This is a genomic window from Bacillus sp. RO1, from assembly GCF_012524115.1.
Classification (GTDB): Bacteria; Bacillota; Bacilli; order Bacillales; family Bacillaceae_I; genus Sutcliffiella_A.
On record NZ_JAAZWB010000084.1, the window covers coordinates 63,365 to 81,544 of the forward strand.

Annotated in this window: 19 protein-coding genes and 1 pseudogene; 1 reads left to right on the plus strand and 19 read right to left on the minus strand. The window is 35.4% G+C overall.

Annotated elements, in window-relative coordinates; translation table 11 throughout:
* Window positions 1–415: 415 nt before the first annotated feature.
* Window positions 416–565: a hypothetical protein gene (locus HC179_RS15425; RefSeq protein WP_168865112.1), complete on the minus strand. Its 150-nt coding sequence runs from the start codon at window positions 563–565 to the stop codon at window positions 416–418.
* Window positions 566–732: 167 nt separating this feature from the next.
* Here HC179_RS15425 and HC179_RS15430 point away from each other — a divergent pair, with 167 nt between their 5' ends.
* Window positions 733–1,611: a helix-turn-helix domain-containing protein gene (locus HC179_RS15430; protein ID WP_168865113.1), complete on the plus strand. Its 879-nt coding sequence runs from the start codon at window positions 733–735 to the stop codon at window positions 1,609–1,611.
* A gap of 94 nt (window positions 1,612–1,705) precedes the next feature.
* Here HC179_RS15430 and HC179_RS15435 read toward each other — a convergent pair whose 3' ends face one another.
* The 18 genes and pseudogenes from HC179_RS15435 to HC179_RS15525 all read right to left on the minus strand — a co-directional run bounded on the left by HC179_RS15435 (window position 1,706) and on the right by HC179_RS15525 (window position 18,129).
* Complete coding sequence (locus tag HC179_RS15435; RefSeq protein ID WP_168865114.1) at window positions 1,706–1,888, minus strand: hypothetical protein; 183 nt, start codon at window positions 1,886–1,888, stop codon at window positions 1,706–1,708.
* A 21-nt stretch (window positions 1,889–1,909) separates the two neighbouring features.
* Entirely contained in the window at window positions 1,910–3,319 is a 1,410-nt protein-coding gene (locus HC179_RS15440; RefSeq protein ID WP_168865115.1) for a DNA cytosine methyltransferase, read from the minus strand.
* Window positions 3,320–3,378: 59 nt separating this feature from the next.
* Complete coding sequence (locus HC179_RS15445; RefSeq protein WP_168865116.1) at window positions 3,379–5,229, minus strand: LPD1 domain-containing protein; 1,851 nt, start codon at window positions 5,227–5,229, stop codon at window positions 3,379–3,381.
* A gap of 92 nt (window positions 5,230–5,321) precedes the next feature.
* On the minus strand, window positions 5,322–6,383 hold the full coding sequence (locus tag HC179_RS15450) for a DUF6094 domain-containing protein (protein ID WP_240948549.1): 1,062 nt from the start codon (window positions 6,381–6,383) through the stop codon (window positions 5,322–5,324).
* A gap of 78 nt (window positions 6,384–6,461) precedes the next feature.
* Window positions 6,462–6,932, minus strand: a complete 471-nt coding sequence (locus HC179_RS15455) for a single-stranded DNA-binding protein (protein ID WP_168865117.1) — start codon at window positions 6,930–6,932, stop codon at window positions 6,462–6,464.
* Window positions 6,933–6,996: 64 nt separating this feature from the next.
* Complete coding sequence (locus HC179_RS15460) at window positions 6,997–7,347, minus strand: DUF6018 family natural product bioysynthesis protein (protein WP_168865118.1); 351 nt, start codon at window positions 7,345–7,347, stop codon at window positions 6,997–6,999.
* Between the two features lie 353 nt (window positions 7,348–7,700).
* Window positions 7,701–8,426: a hypothetical protein gene (locus HC179_RS21045; protein ID WP_240948550.1), complete on the minus strand. Its 726-nt coding sequence runs from the start codon at window positions 8,424–8,426 to the stop codon at window positions 7,701–7,703.
* 215 nt (window positions 8,427–8,641) lie between these two features.
* The gene (locus HC179_RS15475; RefSeq protein WP_168865119.1) at window positions 8,642–9,067 is read right to left on the minus strand and encodes a GNAT family N-acetyltransferase; all 426 of its coding nucleotides are present in this window, start codon (window positions 9,065–9,067) and stop codon (window positions 8,642–8,644) included.
* Between the two features lie 186 nt (window positions 9,068–9,253).
* Complete coding sequence (locus HC179_RS15480; protein WP_168865120.1) at window positions 9,254–9,964, minus strand: MBL fold metallo-hydrolase; 711 nt, start codon at window positions 9,962–9,964, stop codon at window positions 9,254–9,256.
* A 249-nt stretch (window positions 9,965–10,213) separates the two neighbouring features.
* A complete protein-coding gene (locus tag HC179_RS15485) occupies window positions 10,214–11,248 on the minus strand; it encodes a hypothetical protein (protein WP_240948551.1) in 1,035 nt (344 codons plus the stop codon).
* Window positions 11,229–11,783 (minus strand): sigma-70 family RNA polymerase sigma factor, encoded by a 555-nt coding sequence (locus HC179_RS15490; protein ID WP_168865121.1) that lies wholly within the window; start codon window positions 11,781–11,783, stop codon window positions 11,229–11,231. Before HC179_RS15490 ends, HC179_RS15485 begins: the two co-directional genes overlap by 20 nt.
* A 235-nt stretch (window positions 11,784–12,018) precedes the next feature.
* Window positions 12,019–12,500 (minus strand): annotated as a pseudogene (locus tag HC179_RS15495) (DinB family protein).
* Window positions 12,501–13,187: 687 nt separating this feature from the next.
* Complete coding sequence (locus HC179_RS15500; RefSeq protein ID WP_205825355.1) at window positions 13,188–13,706, minus strand: DUF2269 domain-containing protein; 519 nt, start codon at window positions 13,704–13,706, stop codon at window positions 13,188–13,190.
* On the minus strand, window positions 13,706–13,903 hold the full coding sequence (locus HC179_RS15505) for a hypothetical protein (RefSeq protein ID WP_168865123.1): 198 nt from the start codon (window positions 13,901–13,903) through the stop codon (window positions 13,706–13,708). The genes HC179_RS15500 and HC179_RS15505 overlap by 1 nt, the downstream gene beginning before the upstream one ends.
* A 298-nt stretch (window positions 13,904–14,201) precedes the next feature.
* The gene (locus HC179_RS15510) at window positions 14,202–14,963 is read right to left on the minus strand and encodes an HNH endonuclease signature motif containing protein (RefSeq protein ID WP_205825350.1); all 762 of its coding nucleotides are present in this window, start codon (window positions 14,961–14,963) and stop codon (window positions 14,202–14,204) included.
* 419 nt (window positions 14,964–15,382) lie between these two features.
* Window positions 15,383–16,333 (minus strand): metal ABC transporter solute-binding protein, Zn/Mn family, encoded by a 951-nt coding sequence (locus tag HC179_RS15515; protein WP_168865124.1) that lies wholly within the window; start codon window positions 16,331–16,333, stop codon window positions 15,383–15,385.
* 83 nt (window positions 16,334–16,416) lie between these two features.
* Window positions 16,417–17,151, minus strand: coding sequence for an urease accessory protein UreH domain-containing protein (locus HC179_RS15520; RefSeq protein WP_168865125.1), 735 nt, complete (start codon window positions 17,149–17,151; stop codon window positions 16,417–16,419).
* Between the two features lie 78 nt (window positions 17,152–17,229).
* Window positions 17,230–18,129: a cupredoxin domain-containing protein gene (locus tag HC179_RS15525; RefSeq protein WP_168865126.1), complete on the minus strand. Its 900-nt coding sequence runs from the start codon at window positions 18,127–18,129 to the stop codon at window positions 17,230–17,232.
* Window positions 18,130–18,180: the final 51 nt, after the last annotated feature.

Genomic DNA, 18,180 nt, shown 5'->3' on the forward strand with positions numbered 1-18,180 from the left:
AGCTTGTTTGCTAGACTTCACCTCTCTTCTGGATTATTTTGAAATTAATATACTAATCCTCCTTCATTGTTTGATATCTATATAAAAAAGAGTATAGCTATGCTAGCCTCCTTATTAGCACTCGCCAAAACGCAAAAAAGCCCTTGGACACCCAGTAAAAAGTACTAATGTACTCTTCCTAAATGCCCAAAGGCTACTTAATTTATTAAAAACCGCTAACACCGTGGTGCTGCTAAAAATATAGAAGGAAAAAGAATTTATAAGTATATTATACTCACTATTCTTTTTTTCGACAAGAACTAAATAAATTGAAAAATAAATAGCCTACCTGAATGTTTCGGTAGGCTTTATTTCACTATCTGTCTCAGTTCTTTTTGGGATATGGAAATTGAGAACAGAAGGGGAAAATAAATTCTTAGTCTTCAGAAGGTATATCTGGTTGAGTTCTAGAATTCGAACCCATTTCACTGCCATGTGAACCAGATGCTTCGGCCTTGGATACAAGGTCTTGATTAACAAAAAGCAAGACTATACAAAGTAATAAAATAGAAAACAACTTCTTCATGATAATCCTCCTAATTACTACCAAGCTCTAGTATAATTATAATATATAAAAAATTTTGATGTAATCCGGATGGCACCCTGTTTTTCAAAAAAGATATGAGTTTTTCTCTTGTTTTTGAGCATTTATACCCAAATTAATACATTTGTCGTAATTTTGGAGGTGGTCGGATGAATATAACTAGTAAAGAGATTGGTTTGGAAATAAAACGATTAAGAAAGAAACGTTCACTCTCTCAAAGTGAACTAGCGGAAGGAATTTGTTCACAAACTACCATTAGTAGTATAGAGGTAGGCAGAGCATACCCTAGCGTAGACATACTCTATCATCTATCTAATCGTTTAAATGTTTCTATGGACTACTTTTTTCAAAACATTGCTAGTCACAATACAGTGTATATAACTGAGACGAAAGATAACATAGAAATGTTGCTAAGACAAAAGAAGTATTCGGATATTTTAGAACTGACCTCTTTTGAGCGGAGATTAAGAAAAGTTCGGGACCTAGGTGAGCAATTTAATCAATTCATAGATTGGCATCATTATAGAGCTGCTCAACTAAATGGAGACATAGGCTGGGAAGAATGTGTAGAAAAATTAGGTCAATTAGTCAAAAGCAAGGCTCTTCACTCCACCCAATTTCAAGTCTTGAAAATAAAAAATGTAATAGCAAATGTTTTAGCTGAAAATGAAGAGGATGATGCCGCCCAAAGAATTTATGAAGAAATACTAAATGAAAATATTCCCCTTGAATCTTATCAAAAATTTAAATTAAAAGTCTATTTTAATTTAGCAAAGCTGCACTTCTATAAGGAAGATTATATAAAAACAATTCTTGTTGCAAAGGAAGGAATAGATCTATCTATTACCCTTGAAGATATGTCCATGTTGGGCAATTTATACTTACAGGCTGCAAGAGGTATGATCAATCTAGACTATGACAAAAACGAAGTGATGCAGTATTTAAGTGATGCACAATTCGTCTTTAGGTTGTTAAAGAAGGATTGGCATTTTCAATTTATAGATCAATTAGTTAAAGACTACGTTTAACAGAATTAAGCTCACTCTCTTCTAAAAATGTACGAGAAAAGAAAAAGCGAAAGCCATTTAAATTGGCTTTCGCTCCTTTTATTTATCACTTTGCTTAAATATACTTAGTATAAGTATCCATGTATAAGTTATCATCAATCACATTAGTATCAAATACTATTCTCCAAATATCCTTTTCTGGTATATCTGAGCTGCGCTTTTTTAAATCATTAAAGACAAACTCGATATATTTATCTTCTGCTGCTAATCTTTTCATTGTATTAACATCAAAATCCATTATCTCACCTCATCAAATATTTTATATGACTAGTTCTAGCTGGCCATTTGTCGTTTCACTTAACGGTTGGACAGCCTTCTTACTGATACTTTGAACAACATCACTGCTCCTGGTTGCGAATTTATACAATGTTTTGCCTATGACATTCCCGATTGCTTGGATCACTCTACAATCTACAGATTGTCCGAGGAATTCTGCAATCCTAGTCATAGGAATATGGCTAGGAAAAACAAGAGATTCTGGAACAGCCAAAATCCTACGTATTTCATCAATAGTAAGGAATCTCCAACTTTTCTGATCTTCGCTTAACACATAGCTAGACGAGGCACATTGGGCGCGGTATCTTTTCGGAATAGAATTTATCTTTTTAGCTTCTCTATTAACAAAAGTACGCTCTAAACTTCTATCCTTCCAAGAGGATGCTCTACTTTTAAACTTTCCCATCCATTCATCAACAGATTTCCATTCATGTGTTACATGTTTGGAATCCATGAAGTCTTTTAACTTTTTTCTCTTTACTTTTGGTGCGTTAGGAAATTGGAAGTCCTCAAACATCTTTTCGTTACGAAACGCTAGACAATATACTCTTTTCCTGAGGGCTATACTGCCAAAGTCATATGCCTCAATTTGTTTTTCGCTGAAATATGGATATTCATCCATAATCAATTCCTTGAGAAGTCTCCAAGTGTCACTCTTAAAATATTGTGGGACATTCTCAAAGAAGAGAACTTTAGCTCGGCTACTCTTTATTATCTTGGCAGCTGCAATTGCTAAATTGTTCATGACTCCTGCAGACTGATCGCCAAGGGAACTGTGCTCATTGCATGGCATCGTCAAGAACGCTAGATCCGCTTCTACCACTTCATGAACATCCTTCATATCAGCATTTACCAAGTATGAATAAGGATGATTAAATTTTAGTACCTCTGCAGCATCCTCTTCCATTTCAATCTCCTGTACAGACGAATATAGCCCTGTAGATACCAATGCTTCGGTCCCTATTCCTGCACCAGCACACACACTCAATACTCTAAAGCGTTGGTCAGGTGTACTAGGAATGGTAACTGTTTCTGTTAAATGATATTGGAGCGGGCGAATGACAATCTCACTCCTTTCCCCTTCTCGAAACACCCTTACTTCAATTTTCTGTTTAACATTCAAAATACTTGCATATCTTTCTCCAGCTGTATCTACGACTGGTCTTTTTAAGCCGGTCTTTTTGTTATTCCTACCACTCACTTTTATAGAATGGTCATACTCCTCTATTGAATAATTTCGTAAAGTAATTTCATTTTTATCTTCATCCATAAAAATGTATAAATGATCCGCGTATTTCAGATTCGCTGTTTCACAAACCAATGATTGCAACCAAATACCTGGCTTATTAGCTTTTTCTCTTACAGAATAGATTTTGTTTAATAATAACCGCATAATATCCTCCTTAAAAAAGAGAAAACCTCGTGTGATCGAAGTTTTCTCTATAAATGTATTTATAGTAAGGTCGAAACTTCCTTAATAAGAATTTCAACCTTCTCATGAATATTTTTTCTCTCTTCGCCACAAGGATATGCTCTTATATCTGTTGTACCGACAACCAAGTAATCAGATTTTCTACCTTCTTGCTTGAGCTTGCTTTCTATATATGATTCAAAGGCTCTAGCAAATAGTTCACAATCAGCAGCCCAGTACTTTACCTTCCCTCCATCTAATGCCAAGGCATTTTGATAGAATGTTGAAGTATTTGATGGATAAGGAATTTTATCTGGCCTTTTACCATGTACTTGTTGATCTAGCCAAGCAAGGGCTTGAACAAGCTTTTTAAACTCCTTAAAGTATTTGTTCTCTATTTTTTCTACTTCTTTTTGTGTCGAAGATGGATTGTAGTACTCTAGAAGTTCTATCTCTTCTTTTAATTCCTGATCTTGCTCTGCTTTTAATAGTTCTACAGCATGAGCTAAATTATCCGCTTGTCTATAAATGCGCCCAACGGACAACGTTTCCCTAGGCTTAACTCCTGGCTGATTTTCATTAAGGAAATAAGCAGTAGAGTTTCCTTCTTTGATAGCTGTCATTAATTCCTTCATTGCATCAATGACTGGCTGTGGAAGATTATCTCCTAAGTTATCTAACTCTGATAAATAGTGTGATTTCCCGTTTTTGAAGTCATGGGATAAGTCATACAAGAAATTATCAAGACTATGCCCAAACTCATGAGCTAACACACCAAGAGTTCCTTTATTCTTAGTGAAGTTAATAACCTTCTGCCCTCTTTCGTAACTGGCCAACGCTTTACCTCGACCACGGGCTCCAAATGATAACTTCAATCTGTTTTTTAAAGACATTGATGTATCAGCGACAGCTAAAATATCAGCTAAGTCCATAAGTGCTTCAGAGCAACGGAATATGTGTTCAGAGGCACTTTTATCTTCAACATAATGACCAAATTGGATGGCCGGAAACCCAAAAAAGGATGCTAGTTCCTCTGGTTTATTTATAGTGCTTAATCTACCATCAACGCGATCAGGTCGGTCTGGTAAAGCTCGCTCCCAAACTGGTTTGTTTGCTGATTTTCCAACTTTTTTTGAACCAGTTGCTTTTTTATCTAACAAGTCTGCCCAATTATTCGCTTTTTGAGCGGATCTAATAGCGCTGTTCAAACTTGTTTGCTTGATAAAGAGATTCGTAAATTTGTCTCCCAGGATAGAGATTTTCATTTCACCAACATTATCCAAATGTTCTTTCACAGCTTTATATCTAGCTAAACGGCGACATAAATTGAAATAGGTACGCACTTTTGTATTCCTAGATTCCTCCATTATAGCGAAGGTATTAGTAACACTGTCTATTTTCTCCTCAATATCATTCATACTATAATGCTCGTTGTTAATTAATGTTCCAATTTCACTAATGAATTTCTGCACATCATTCCAACTCACAAGGGAATTAAAACGTTTTAACAATTCTTGTGCAGCATGGAGATACATAAGCCTACAATCAGAAGTGTCTTTAGGGGACGTATCTACTCTATTAATAATTAATTGTTTTAATCTTGCTACCTCTGGCTCAGTCCCTTTCTCTTTTTCCTCTTGTAAAGAAAATTGTGAGAAGAGTTCTTGCTTCGTAATTAATTCTGCAGCAAGTACAGGAGACTCATTTTCTATCTCAAGTAGTAGTGATTCAGTTTTCCTCTCAGAAAATAATCTTTTTAATGCTGCTTGTTGCTTTCTGGACCCCTGAATAGTCTCACCTACGTCATAAGAAACCTTATTATTCAGCTGAGCTTCAGAACGATTTTCTGCTAATTTCTCCTGGCTAATATCAAAAAAGCTAAGTTGACTCAAATATGGTCACTCCTTAAAATTTAGTAAATTTAAAGAGAGACAAGCATATGCTCATCTCTCACTCGGTAACCAACTAAAATGTCACTAAAAAATCAAACGAACTTTTTGATAAGTCCAGTAGGCGTTATTGCCTTAACTGAAACTTCCCGTACAGTTCGAATTTTAGTCATTTTAGTCATACCACTCTCATAATGTTGTGTATCCTCTGTCTTTACCTTCTTTACAATCTCAAGACCTTGTACAGCGTGTAATTTATCACCTGTACCAATAAGTCCATTAACCGCTCCAGAAGCTAATAACAGAGCCATTTGTCCTTGAGCAATGTTAATGATAGGATTTCCTCCAATTTCAAGCTTCTTAGGCTTTGTTCTTTCTTTGAATGCTTGAAACCCCTTATTATTTTTTATTGCTTCCACGAAATTCGCCTTATTTTCTATTTTTGAATAAAATGTACGAATCTCATTAGGACCACTTGGGATATCCCATACATTCTTTCCTACCATTACGTTGATTGGAGTAACAGATTTCATTACAAATTCCTCAAACTCCATGTTTTGTAGAAAAGAGTTCAATTTTTCGTTATACTCCTTAAATTTCTCTTTTTTCTTTCTTCCAATAAAGATGCACTGCTTAAAATCCTCATAGTCTTCATCGGAAAATCGTAAGATACCCACGTTATCAAATTGAGTAGCAAGAAAGCGGCTGATTTTTTTATCTGAATAGCGGTAGGAAGGAATAACAAAAATCATAATACCCTCTGGTGCAAGGTACCTTGTGTTCCTAACTAACTCCAGATATTCTTTTCTATCCGCTTCTTCATCTCCCTCGCCCTTCATCGCATAGTCGTAAGGTGGGTTGCAGTACACCATACTGAACACATCATTACTAATGACCATGCTTTCAATCGGCGCCTGAATACCGTGGTCCAACGCATCATTAGCTTTTTCTGCACGTCGTTTATCCAACTCTACTCCATACGTAGTAATTTGATGTTCTTGACCACTTGCAAGCTGCTGTAAAATAGCACCTTCCCCACAAGTAGGATCAAAGATAGAACAATCACCTTTAAAATTAAGTAGTTGTTTTAAATATTCACCTTGTCTAGGGGGCGAGGCAAAAAAACCTGCACGTATCTTATTCCCAATATTACTCATAATCTATGAACTCCTCTCTGAATAGAAAAATAAAAAGAGTATTCAACCATAAGGTCAAATACTCTTGGGTACTCCGGTTTAGAAAGGATAATCATCATCATTATTTGATGAATCTCCCCATCCTCCCCAACTGTTATTGTTATTATTAGTCTCCTGGTGTTGAAAGTGACTGTTAGCTTGGTGCTCATTAGAATTAGTAGTAGAGGCTTCTAGGTTTTTCTTACTTTTACCGAGAAATTGTACTTTTTCCGCTACTATTTCAGTAATAAATTGAGTCTTACCTGCAGTATCTTCATATGTTCGAGTTTGCACTCTTCCTACTACACCAGCAAGATCTCCTTCAGCCAAGTATTTACAACTATTCTTCGCTTGCTCTCCCCAGATAACAACTGTAGGAAAATCAGAAGGTACCTTGCCGGATTGATCTGGTTTAGCTCCAACACGTTTACATGCAAGTGTCATGTTTGTAACTGGCTTCCCATTCCCCGTCTCTGAAAGTTTGAGCTCTTTACAGACTCTACCTACTAAGGTGACGTTATTAATCGACATTGAATAATTCCTCCTAAAAATTTATATTTATTACTCTCTCTTCTCGAATTAACAACCGAAAATATTAATCCTCTAAACCAAAGAAATAATCAAAGAGTTTAGAACCGATAGATTGTTTCTTCTTTACAGGACGTGAACTACCAATATAGTATTCTTTTTCTCCTAAGAGGCTCCAAATAACAGATTGACCAGTTTGACGCTCCATACAATCCACAAAGTGAAGTACTTCAGCTACGGCCTTTTCTCTAGTTTCAGCCCTACAAGGGAAAATTCGACGTTCACCGTCCTTAAAAATAACCTCCGCTTTAATGCGCTTTTGTCTAGTAATTACTTGCAACGCTGGACGATTTGCCAGGTATTCCGCAACTACGTCTTTCTTTCCTCCAATTAATTCAACAAGTGTTGTCTGTGCCAATATGAACACCCTTTCTAAAAGTTTTTTTAAACGCAAAAAAGCACCCTTAGAAATGATTGGTTTAACCAGTAATGGTTGATCAATCACCCCAAAGGATGCATACGTTTATGTAATATAAGGTCCCGCTAACCTTAAAAGGTTGCTAAATAAAAAAAGAGAGAAGTAATATACTATAATTATAAAGTTTTATATTTAAGTTTACAATACAATTCTTTCCCAAATTTCATTCGCGGGTTCCGAGGGCTTTTTGTTTGTAAAAAATAAACCAGCTCATTAATGAGCTGGGTATATATGCATTAGATTTTGTTAGGCGTTATTCCATTATAGCTCCTAGATTGTTGAAGATTTACGATTTACTTTTTAATATCGTAAACCAGTATATCGAATAATTCTTTATCAACATAAAGGAACATCGCCCATTCACCAGGCTTCGGTATTTTAACGGTTGATGGTGCGTGTGCATCAGCTCCATTATTGGGTCCTGCAAGTGGAATGCTCCACCCGTTTGTTGTTATTTGATGAATTGTTTGTGATTCTTTATGGAAGCCAACAACTGTAAGTTTTGTGTTAGTGGGGTCGTTAACCCCCCATAAATGCCACATCCATTTTTGTGGCTCTAAACTTGGCATATCTGCACCTATTACACCTGACTTATTTTTATTTCCCATTATATTGTCATGAAATAAAACTGCTTTGTTTTCCCAATCGATAATCTCAAAATTACTTTCCTCTACGAAAATAGGAATGCTTTCTGTTAAGCTCGTTTCATTTTTTGTTTCATTATAAAAAGCCATAAATATGCTAAAACAACCTAATAGAAATAGAGTTATAAGGACACCCTTTCTACCTGTATTTCCTATGTAGTAGATATTGACTAAAAGATAATAAATAATGGTACTTCCGACCAAAAAATACAAATATTCTTCGCTGTAATCGGTTGTAGGGAGTGGAGTTGTTAAGTTAGTAAGTGCTATTCCAGAAAAAATAAAAAGACCTATTATGTTCAGTAATTTTCTGATACTCACTTCTTTTTGTGTCACTACTTCCTCTTTTTGAGCCGTATGATAATTAGATTTCAAATCTCTACCCCCACTTTATATACTTTAATAACTATACGTTTTTAGAAAACAAAAGTTACGTTATTCGTATGTTTTCTTACACAATCCTGCCCTATTACTTAATACCAATTATTTCATATTCTAATAATTCCTTCAATTAGATATTTCTTGCGGCCATAATAAAAATGGACGCTGATCCTTGTTCCTGGATCGCGCCCTTTCATTGATTAAGATACTTAATATATCATTCTCTTTGAAAGATAATACTGCTGATTTTCTTTAGTTGGATGTTCTTCTATCACACCAACTACTTCATAACCATACTTTTGATAAAAATTAGGTGCTTGGAAGCTAAATGTATCAAGCTGAATTAGTCTGCAATTATTTTCTCTTGCAAAATCCTCTATCTTTAGTAATAACTCTTTCCCATACCCTTTACCCCTCAGCGATTCATCAACCCATAAGAAATCAATATGTAAGGTGTACCAAAAAATTGTTCCTGTTATTCCTCCTAAAATTTTTCCTCCCTCATCCTTTATAATAAAGCTAATATTCTTAACAGGATGTTTTACATCGTCAGGTAGTTTAGAAAGATTATGTTCTATTACTTTTTTTCGAATGTATTCACTATCTTCTTGATTCCATTGTTGCGTAATTATCATAATTTCCTCTCCCACCTAGAAGTCACTGAATTTATATTTTATCATATTTGCTTCTTCAACCTGCTTCGTTACCTAATTAATCCTTTTTCAATTTAATTGTCCTAAAATACAAAATGAGCACCTATTCTTCTTCAAGAATGGCGCCCGATTGTTGAAGACTCGATTTCAAGAAAATTATACATTTCTTTAACTATACAAACTGCCCTGGATGAGGTCTGATAAGAAAGAATCCACATCATCCCTAATCACAACCCCATGCCCTGTACAAAGGATACTTGGCCTAATCTCCCTAAGTTTCTTAAGTCCTTCCATAAACAACTCAAAATGGTGCTTACTTCTCATCTCCTCGTTTTTTGCCCACTCCGAGATGAACTTTACATATTTATCCTTCATTTCTTTCCCATTGCCCGCAATTTTTTCATTTGGCAAAGGGTCACCAAAGAAACAAAGGTGGTCCCCACAAAACAAAACACCACTTTCTTGATGAAAAAGAGCAACAGAGCCTGGAGTATGATGACCTAGGAGGATACACTCCAACCCGTTGATAGCCGCACCATTATCAGGGAGCGTTCCTGTAAGAGTGGTTTTCAGATTTTCCGGCACCAGGCTGAGATCTTCACTATGAATATAACTTTTTATGTTTTCTAAAAAGGAAAGTCCACCGATGTGGTCTTTATGACCGTGCGTAGCTATGAATGCGAAAATCTCGTCTTTATTTAGATTAATTTCTGTCAAGGAGGCTTCTAGGTAATCAAAGTGCTCCTCTTTACCAGAATCAATAAGTGTGTAGCCATTATCTCCCATCACTAAATAACAGTTATTATAGGAATTCCACGATTCATCCCATAAGAGAAAGCCATACACATGATCCGTTATTTTTTCAAAGTAGTATTTCAAAAAAATCCCCTCCCTGTTTACACTCCGGAAAACTCCTCTTTCAACAAAGAGCTGCCATATTGTTTTAATACCAATTATTTCATATTCTAAAAATTCCTACAATAAGTTATTTTTCATCCTCGCAAAAAAAAAGAGCGCTAATCCTTGTTACAGGATCGCACCCGTTTGCTGAAGATTGAAATGTAAGGTATAAGTCTGTTTTGCACAGACTATAAAGAAAAGCCCACTTTTGTTAAAGAAGAATACGTATTATTCATTTATTTCGTAAACTAATATATCGAATAATTTTCCATCAGTATAAAGCAATATTGCCCATTCTCCTGACTTTGGAATGTTCACGCTTGAAGGTGCGTGTGCATTTGCTCCATTATTCCCTCCTCCAAGACCTATAGTCCAACCTGTTGTTATGATTTGATGGACAGTTCCTGTATATCTGTGAAAACCAACGACCGTTAGTTCGGTTTCTCGGGGGTTTTCAACACCCCATAGGTGCCACATCCACTTTTGATTGATGTTTATGCTTGGCATATCAGCACCAATAACACCTGATTTATTTTCATTTCCAATAATATTGTCATTGAACGTCACAGCTTTTTTATCCCAATCAACTTTTTCAAAATTACTTACTTCAACAAAGTTTGGTATTTCTTCAGGTAAAATAATAGAGCCGTCTTTTGCTTTTTCATCTACACTGACAGCTACATCACCGTAGGCTTTGCCATCCAAGTACACCTGATACTTCCATATGCCTCCATAGGGTACTTGAAATGTAACCGTGAAACGCTGTAAACTTGAGTACCCAGATGAAGGTTCAATTATTTTTTGAGGAGATAAAACTTGGACTCTTTCACCAGTTTCCTTATTCAACGCAGAAATGGAAAGTTCTTTTCCTTTATAAGTTTTAAAAGGCTCTGCGAAGTTAAAGATATATCCATAAGGCTTTCCTGCTTCCAATTCAGGATCAGGGAATATGCTAAATAGTATATTCTGATTCTCCTTATATTCATGTCGTATTTCCCACATATCAGGAGCACCTGGACCGCCATTTATCTTTTCATTATTTTGCCTGATTAAAAACTCTGTTGAAACGAAGAAGGCTAATAAACAGATGGCAAAAGTGGAAATGAGGAATACGGCTAATTTATTGGGACTGTTTGGCTTCCCTTTTCCATCTGTAAGGATTGCTTTTCTAATATTATTTTTTTTAAATTCCGTAAAGTGAATACCTTTGTGCGTCGTTGAATCCATCGCTTTCCGCAACTGTTTAAGCTTGTTCTCCATCATATCCCCACCTCTCCATCATTTTTTTCAGCCTTACCCTGGCTCTGCTCAATCTCGTTTTTATCGTATTTGGGTTCACACCTAATATTCCTTTAATTTCTTCAATTGAACATTCCTCATAATAATAAAGAATAATAATTTCCCGATACTTAACAGGCAAAGATAATACACTCAAGGAAAGGAATTCTTCCTCGTTGCGCTTCAATAGATTCTTTTCTGGTGACAATTCCTTTGATGAAAAAAGAGTAAATAGGCTTGAATTAATGACCACTTTTCTAAATGCAGAACTCTTCAAAACATCCTTTGATTTGTTAATAGTCAATCGAAAAATCCACGATTTAAATGAGATAATTTCATCTATTTTTTCATATTTCTTGTAGCACGCTATGAATACATCCTGAACAATATCTTCAGCTAACCTCCAGTCCTTCACATAGTTATAAGCTAACTTTGTGAGCCGTTCTCCGTACTCATCCATAATAAACTCCAACCATGCATCTCTGTCTTCTAAAGAACCTTGATCCCTAATCTTTTTCACACGCTTCTCACCCCATTTGCCGTATAATGCTAAGACGATTTAGTTAGAAATAGGTTTCATTTCTTTCAAAACTCAATTTCAGTTCAATATCTTCACTTTTTTTTGATAAAAAAAACACTTATCCTTTTTCCGGATAAGCGCCCTTTAATGGAATAACTAAAATCTGACCTTATTCATAAAATCACTTAATTCTTATTAAACTAACACCAGTTAATACCAAATGATCTATTTTACATTAATTATTCAAATGAGATGAAAGACCCCGTCCAATAAGGTTTGCAGACACAGGCTTTTTCCCTACTTCCCTTGCCCAAATTGATAATTGTCCTATATGGTGAATTTCATGAGCAATGAAATGGCGTATAACCTCACCCCAGGTATCCGTTACAATTCTTCCATCTTGTAAGGTATCGTAAAATAATTGATTTTCCTACTATCATCCCAGATGTTCACAAAGTTCTCCACTTCCGTTCGAAATTCAGCGTCCAATTTTCGTACCTGATTCAAGCTCTTATAATCATTGAAACTCTCCTCAAAGTCTGTTTTACCTTGTAAAAGGCGTATCCAACTCCATTCTACATAAACTATATGGAAGAGTGTATGTAGTATACTACCTACACCGCCAGTTCGGTTGCGTAAAAGATCTTCTTCACTTAACTCCTCACACCACCGATACCATTCTTCTCTGACCATCCAGTTATATTGAAATGTTTGCAATGAAACCCCTCCATACTTCAAGAATATGACAACTGATAAAACACTTCACTTCTGAGAATAAAACAAAGCAAACTCCAGTATTACTATTTCAACTAAATAGTATAGATTCCTTCTTAAACATGCCCTCAGTTTCGGTGGAATTTTCACAATCTTGATACTTACAAAATCTTATAGCCATGCGTTCATCAACCATCTGGCCCATATAAAACGATCGCTGTCCATTTTTTAGATGAACAAGACTATGTGTATATTATGGGGGGAACTGTAGATGCGTATCAACTTTGCGAGCTATTCTACACTGAAGAGTTGAAGCCTCATAGAAAAAGAGGAAATCAGTTATTAAAACTGAGAAGCCTCATAGAAAAAGAGGAAATCAGTTATTAAAACTGAGAAACCTCACCAGACAGCAGGAAGCAATTGTAAGTGTTTCATCTCAAACAAAATTACAATCACAAATTCTATTGGATCAGGTATTTCCTGAGTATCGAGGTGTTTTTGGAAATCTATATTCTAAAGTCTCTTTAATGTATTCCACTATCCTGTAGATAAGGAGCAGAATAGTTGAATAAATTAAACAAGAACAACCACATCTATGACTGTTCCTGTTGTTTTGGTTTTGGATTCTTTGTTGTTTTAAATGAATTTCTAACCTTATAAACATGATAATTGTAATTGAGTTTTCTTTACCTACTTATCCATTCTTACTATGTTCTGCTTTCGCCAACCATAGTGAGTCATTCCACGAGGTTTGTATACCGATAACCCTGTGACCACAAGTAATACCAATAATCCACCAACAGCGTGTATAACAAGGGACAGTCTTAACTCACGGAGGTCGGTGCTGAATAATATCGTCTCTGCTGCTACATTTGCAATATAACTAATTGGCTCCAGTTGTAAGTACAAGACGATAGTTGCAACCAGCGTTAACAATAATTTTATTAAAACCCAATAATGACGGAACAATCCCCACTTTGTGCCTAACGATTGAATGAGACCGCTTAACAAAGAGAATATACTCAACGGAACAATGACAAGCAACGTAATTAATTCCAGCGATAGGTAAGATGCTCTAACCACCTGTTCATTCTCACTATTCAAACCGACAATAGAAAGAACAAGAAAACAAGCAATAGCTCCAATCCAGCCAAGAGTAGAAACGATATGTATCAAAAGTGCAAACTTTCGGATGCGTGGTGTCATCATCACGATTCGATAATACCTTGTTTTATTATCGAAACATCGTTGCCAACTCCATTAAGTGAAAAGTGGCGATTGGGTCCATGTTCTCCACCGATACCTGTAACTTTCATAATTACAAATAATAAAACTAAAACAATAACAATTATCCCAAAGACTTTTACCCACCGTGGGGTACTTGGTGGTCCTTCTTGTTTAGTCATGAAATCCTCCCAATTTTATGCTTTTAAATATATTTAATTATAACAAAGTTTATAAGCCCTCTTACAGTATGAGGCTGGTAGCATTAGAACATTTTTTCACAAGCACTTTAGAAATATAGTGTTGTGTTGCACAGTATTACGTCTACTCCGCATATAATGAGTTGTTATAGTGATAGGTAAGCTTTTGACGTTATCTCCAGCTTTTCCCCCACTTCACACCGTACAGGCGAGTTTCCCAGCATACGGCGTTCCAACTAATCCAATTCATTCAAGATTTTTATGATTATGCAAAGGAGAATCAGATTGCTTCGTTCAGACATTGCTTTCGCAATTTATTGACTTCTATGAGTTGCTTTTCATTTAACTTAAGTGAGTTTAAAAGCACTTGTATTTTCTCTAAATCTCTCAAATGTATAAGGAGATGTACAGATTTATGCAATATCATTAAGTTTCCGTATGAATCATCTTTGGTGAGATGGTACGGTGTCTTATGGTGGCAATGCCATTCATCGAGTCCTAATTCAACCCCTGTAACAGCACATTTCCCATATTGTGCAATAAATCTACTAATTCGGTTATCGTTGTATTCGATGGAACGGCTCGGTATGAACTGTTTCATCACACGAGTAAGCGTTTGTTTATTGATTGCTCGCAAGTTTTTATGAATTTTGTCCCTACCTACGGTAGTGTAGTTACAAATAGTTTGAGAGAAGTTCAGATTTACCTTGCAACGTTGGGCATGAATTGGGATAAGTACCATTTCTTTTATTTTGAAGAGCTTACACTCATATCCCTTGTACCGTTTCTGTAAGGATTTTGGAAAGTCCTGAAACGTAGCTTCTTTTCTCAATTCTTTTAAACGATTAAACAATGCTTTATGAAGACGATAGTTCAGCTCGGTTAAATCATCAGTGATGTGTGAAGCTGCTGAATAATAATTTTGGATTCCCATTATAACTGTATTAAAGCGCCAAACATTCTCAACCGATTGGTGTTTCTGAATCTCTTTGATTGTTTGTCTTACTTTTATCTGTGCATTTTTGAGCGCATTCTTTGTCATGTGTGAGCGAGCGACATAGAGGGTTCAGTAATCGTTTTAAACAACACTGTATAGACAAAGAATATTCCGATGTAACGGTGGGTCATTATTTCAAACAGTCAGCCAGGTTTATGGACTACCTTTCTTCTCAGAAAGTTATGGATTGTAAAGGTATTAATCTACAATACTCCTAAATTTTCAGCAGCTTATTATTTGAATCCTACTAGTAGATTTTTTTCGTGATTACCATAAAATTCTGAATATTTAATGAAAAACTAGCAATTGTAGATTCATTCGACAGTAAATATCTACATTTTGCTAGTTTTAATTATTAAATGCATTCTCTCTCTAATTGTTATTTATATATGCTTTGATCGAAATATTTTCATAATAACATTATTTCGGGTTTAAATATGAATTTTAAATTTGTGTACTTCTATTCAATCCAAACCTTCACCTAACACCTTAATATTATTTTTCATTATTGAAAGATAATCCTCTTTTGCTTCACGTCTGTCTTCAGAAAGTGACTCTAAATTGTGCAAGAAAAGCGGACTTGTTCCAGTTTCATTTTGGACAGTTTTGGCAACTTTATTGTTCAAATTTTCCTCGAAGAATAAATGCGTAAGTCCTTCTTCTCCCATTAAGTTAATGATTTCAATCAACTGTTGTTGTGAAGGTTCATCACTTGGTGATATTCCACTGATGCCTATTTGCTCAAGACCATATCTTTCTTCCCAATATCCGTAAGCAGAATGGGATACAATAAATTTCTTTTTTTCGGCACTTTTTATCATTTCATTGAATTCTGCATCCAGCTTTTCTAAATCCCTTTTCAAAGAAATAAAGTTTGCCTCAAAAATCTCTTTTTCTTCTGGATATAATTCTACTAGTGATTTTTTGATATTGTCAGCTACTTCTATTGAACGTATAGGGTCTAGCCAAAAATGAGGGTCCACTTCACTCTTTTCATTTTCATGTTTTTTTTCATCATCGCTATGTTGATCTTTTGCTGAGCTTTTTAATAGCGTAATATTTTCAGTTGCATTTACAATCATTACCTGCTCATCCTCTAAAGATTCAATAATAGACATGGCAAAACCTTCTAAACCTGTACCTGAATAAATAAAGGCATCTCCTTTTGCCACTTTCACCATCTCACTAGGCGATAAATCAATGGAGTGTGCATCGGAGCCAGGAGGTACTATATTCTCAATGGAAACCAAACTGCCACCAATCCTTTTTGTAAAATACTCTAATGGATAAATTGTTGTAAATATTGTAAGTTGTTTGTATTCCTTATCTTCATTTATTGATTGATCTGCAATACACCCACTAATTAAACTGATAATGATAAAAGATATCATCAAAAATTTTATTCTCTTATACATGACATTACTCCTCTAAATGATGTATTTCCATAAGTAATCATTACGATTTATAAATTATTTCTACTTAACCATAAACTTAATATTTATATGGTCCAATAAGTTAAAGTATCCCATATCCCTAAAACAACTAAAAATGCACCGGCAACTTTTTGTATTATACTTCCCACACGTTTTCCTTTCTTCATTACCATGCCACCAGCTTCGAAAAACCATATTAGAAACATTAATATAAGTATTGGCACCGTAGTTCCTATCGCGAATACGGAAGGAAGAACCATACCATATGATTCCGTTAATGCAACCGGCATAAGGCTTAAAAAGAATAGGACGAACATGGTCGGACAAAATCCTAAGGAAAAACTGAAGCCTAACAAAAAAGATCCCCATTTTTTTGATTTAATATTTTCACCAGCAATATTGAGTATAGGGAGGTGCCAATTCATTTTTAGATATCCTAATAAAAATAGTCCTACCGCAATCAACAGCGGTCCAGTCAATTTCCGTATCCAGGGAAAATAAAGGGTCAGTGAAGACTGAATTTCTCGACCAAATAACCAAATTAAAAGCCCAAGAGATGTAAAGGCTACAATTTTACCTAAAGTGAATAATATGACATCCCCCCAAGCCACTTGTTTATCAAGCGACTTTTTTCCAAAAAGGGTTATTGCCCCAATATTCCCAGTCAATTGGCAAGGAACCATCGATCCCACAATACCTAACAAAAAGGCATATAAAAGTGTAACCTCTTTAAATGAAATCGCAACATTCGAAAGTGGGACTGTAATGGAGTTTGTAATCCCATTCATAATTTCGTACATTAAACCACACCATTTCATACTGTTTTTATCTTAATTGTAAGATAAAAATGTGCAGATATTATGAAGAAACACACTTATTCATTTATTTGTAACTATTACCTTTCCTACCATCCCAGCTTTCTTATGACCTGGAACCGTGCAATAAAATTCATATTCCCCTATCTCAAGAGGGGTGAAACGAATCTCATTTTTACTATTTGCAAGAGCGTGCAGATGCAAAGGTCCCTTTAAATTATGATGACTACTTTCCATTGTTTTTACTGATAAGCCTTTTATCTCTATATCATGTTCCACTCCATCCATGTTGTTTAATTGAAGAATGATTTCCTCTCCTACTTTTGCCACAAAAGATGCAGGTGTGTAAGCATTGTTTACCGCCTGAACAGAAACTACCTTTGGATCTTTTGTGCCAGTAGCACGATGCTGATGTCCATGATCTGCTGATGGTTTTACTGCACCATGACTTAATTGAAAACCAAGAATCAGGTATGCACTAATTCCTACCATTGAGAAAAGTGGCTTTAAATACCACGATTTATTAAACTTATTTTGATCTTGGTTAGATTGACAAAACACAAAAAACAATAATAACGAACAAACACTTATCGTTAACAATAGGATTATCAAGAAGAATACATCCTTAGTTGAAATCATTTCTCCCAGCATAGCACCCATCATACCACCCATTAAACCTGACATGGCTCCTTCAATAGACGTAAGTAATCCGAGTCCTACACCCGCGAGTATACCAGCAACCATACCTAAAAATAGTGCAATTATTGTGGAGCTGAATAAGTCCCCTTGGTACATTACGCCAAATGTCAATCCAACTATCAAACTTATGGTCATTGCATAAGTCATGGATAAAATCATTCCCGCCATGGAAGGCAATCGTTTCTTCAATATTCTTGAAAGTACTAGGATTATACCTATTTCCATAATCAATGTTAATAAAATATACCAATAAAATACATGCATCGCGTACCCCTCCCCTCTAACATATCTATGCAAATGATGGTGGGACATGTA

Coding starts and splice junctions, on each gene's coding strand:
- HC179_RS15525 (WP_168865126.1), bottom strand. CDS start 18,129: ATGCATGTATTTTATTGGTATATTTTATTAACATTGATTATGGAAATA.
- HC179_RS15515 (WP_168865124.1), bottom strand. CDS start 16,333: ATGTATAAGAGAATAAAATTTTTGATGATATCTTTTATCATTATCAGT.
- HC179_RS15455 (WP_168865117.1), bottom strand. CDS start 6,932: ATGTCGATTAATAACGTCACCTTAGTAGGTAGAGTCTGTAAAGAGCTC.
- HC179_RS15430 (WP_168865113.1), top strand. CDS start 733: ATGAATATAACTAGTAAAGAGATTGGTTTGGAAATAAAACGATTAAGA.
- HC179_RS15505 (WP_168865123.1), bottom strand. CDS start 13,903: ATGACTAAACAAGAAGGACCACCAAGTACCCCACGGTGGGTAAAAGTC.
- HC179_RS15435 (WP_168865114.1), bottom strand. CDS start 1,888: ATGGATTTTGATGTTAATACAATGAAAAGATTAGCAGCAGAAGATAAA.
- HC179_RS15425 (WP_168865112.1), bottom strand. CDS start 565: ATGAAGAAGTTGTTTTCTATTTTATTACTTTGTATAGTCTTGCTTTTT.
- HC179_RS15450 (WP_240948549.1), bottom strand. CDS start 6,383: ATGAGTAATATTGGGAATAAGATACGTGCAGGTTTTTTTGCCTCGCCC.
- HC179_RS15500 (WP_205825355.1), bottom strand. CDS start 13,706: ATGATGACACCACGCATCCGAAAGTTTGCACTTTTGATACATATCGTT.
- HC179_RS15485 (WP_240948551.1), bottom strand. CDS start 11,248: ATGATGGAGAACAAGCTTAAACAGTTGCGGAAAGCGATGGATTCAACG.
- HC179_RS15475 (WP_168865119.1), bottom strand. CDS start 9,067: ATGATAATTACGCAACAATGGAATCAAGAAGATAGTGAATACATTCGA.
- HC179_RS15520 (WP_168865125.1), bottom strand. CDS start 17,151: ATGTACGAAATTATGAATGGGATTACAAACTCCATTACAGTCCCACTT.
- HC179_RS15440 (WP_168865115.1), bottom strand. CDS start 3,319: ATGCGGTTATTATTAAACAAAATCTATTCTGTAAGAGAAAAAGCTAAT.
- HC179_RS15510 (WP_205825350.1), bottom strand. CDS start 14,963: ATGACAAAGAATGCGCTCAAAAATGCACAGATAAAAGTAAGACAAACA.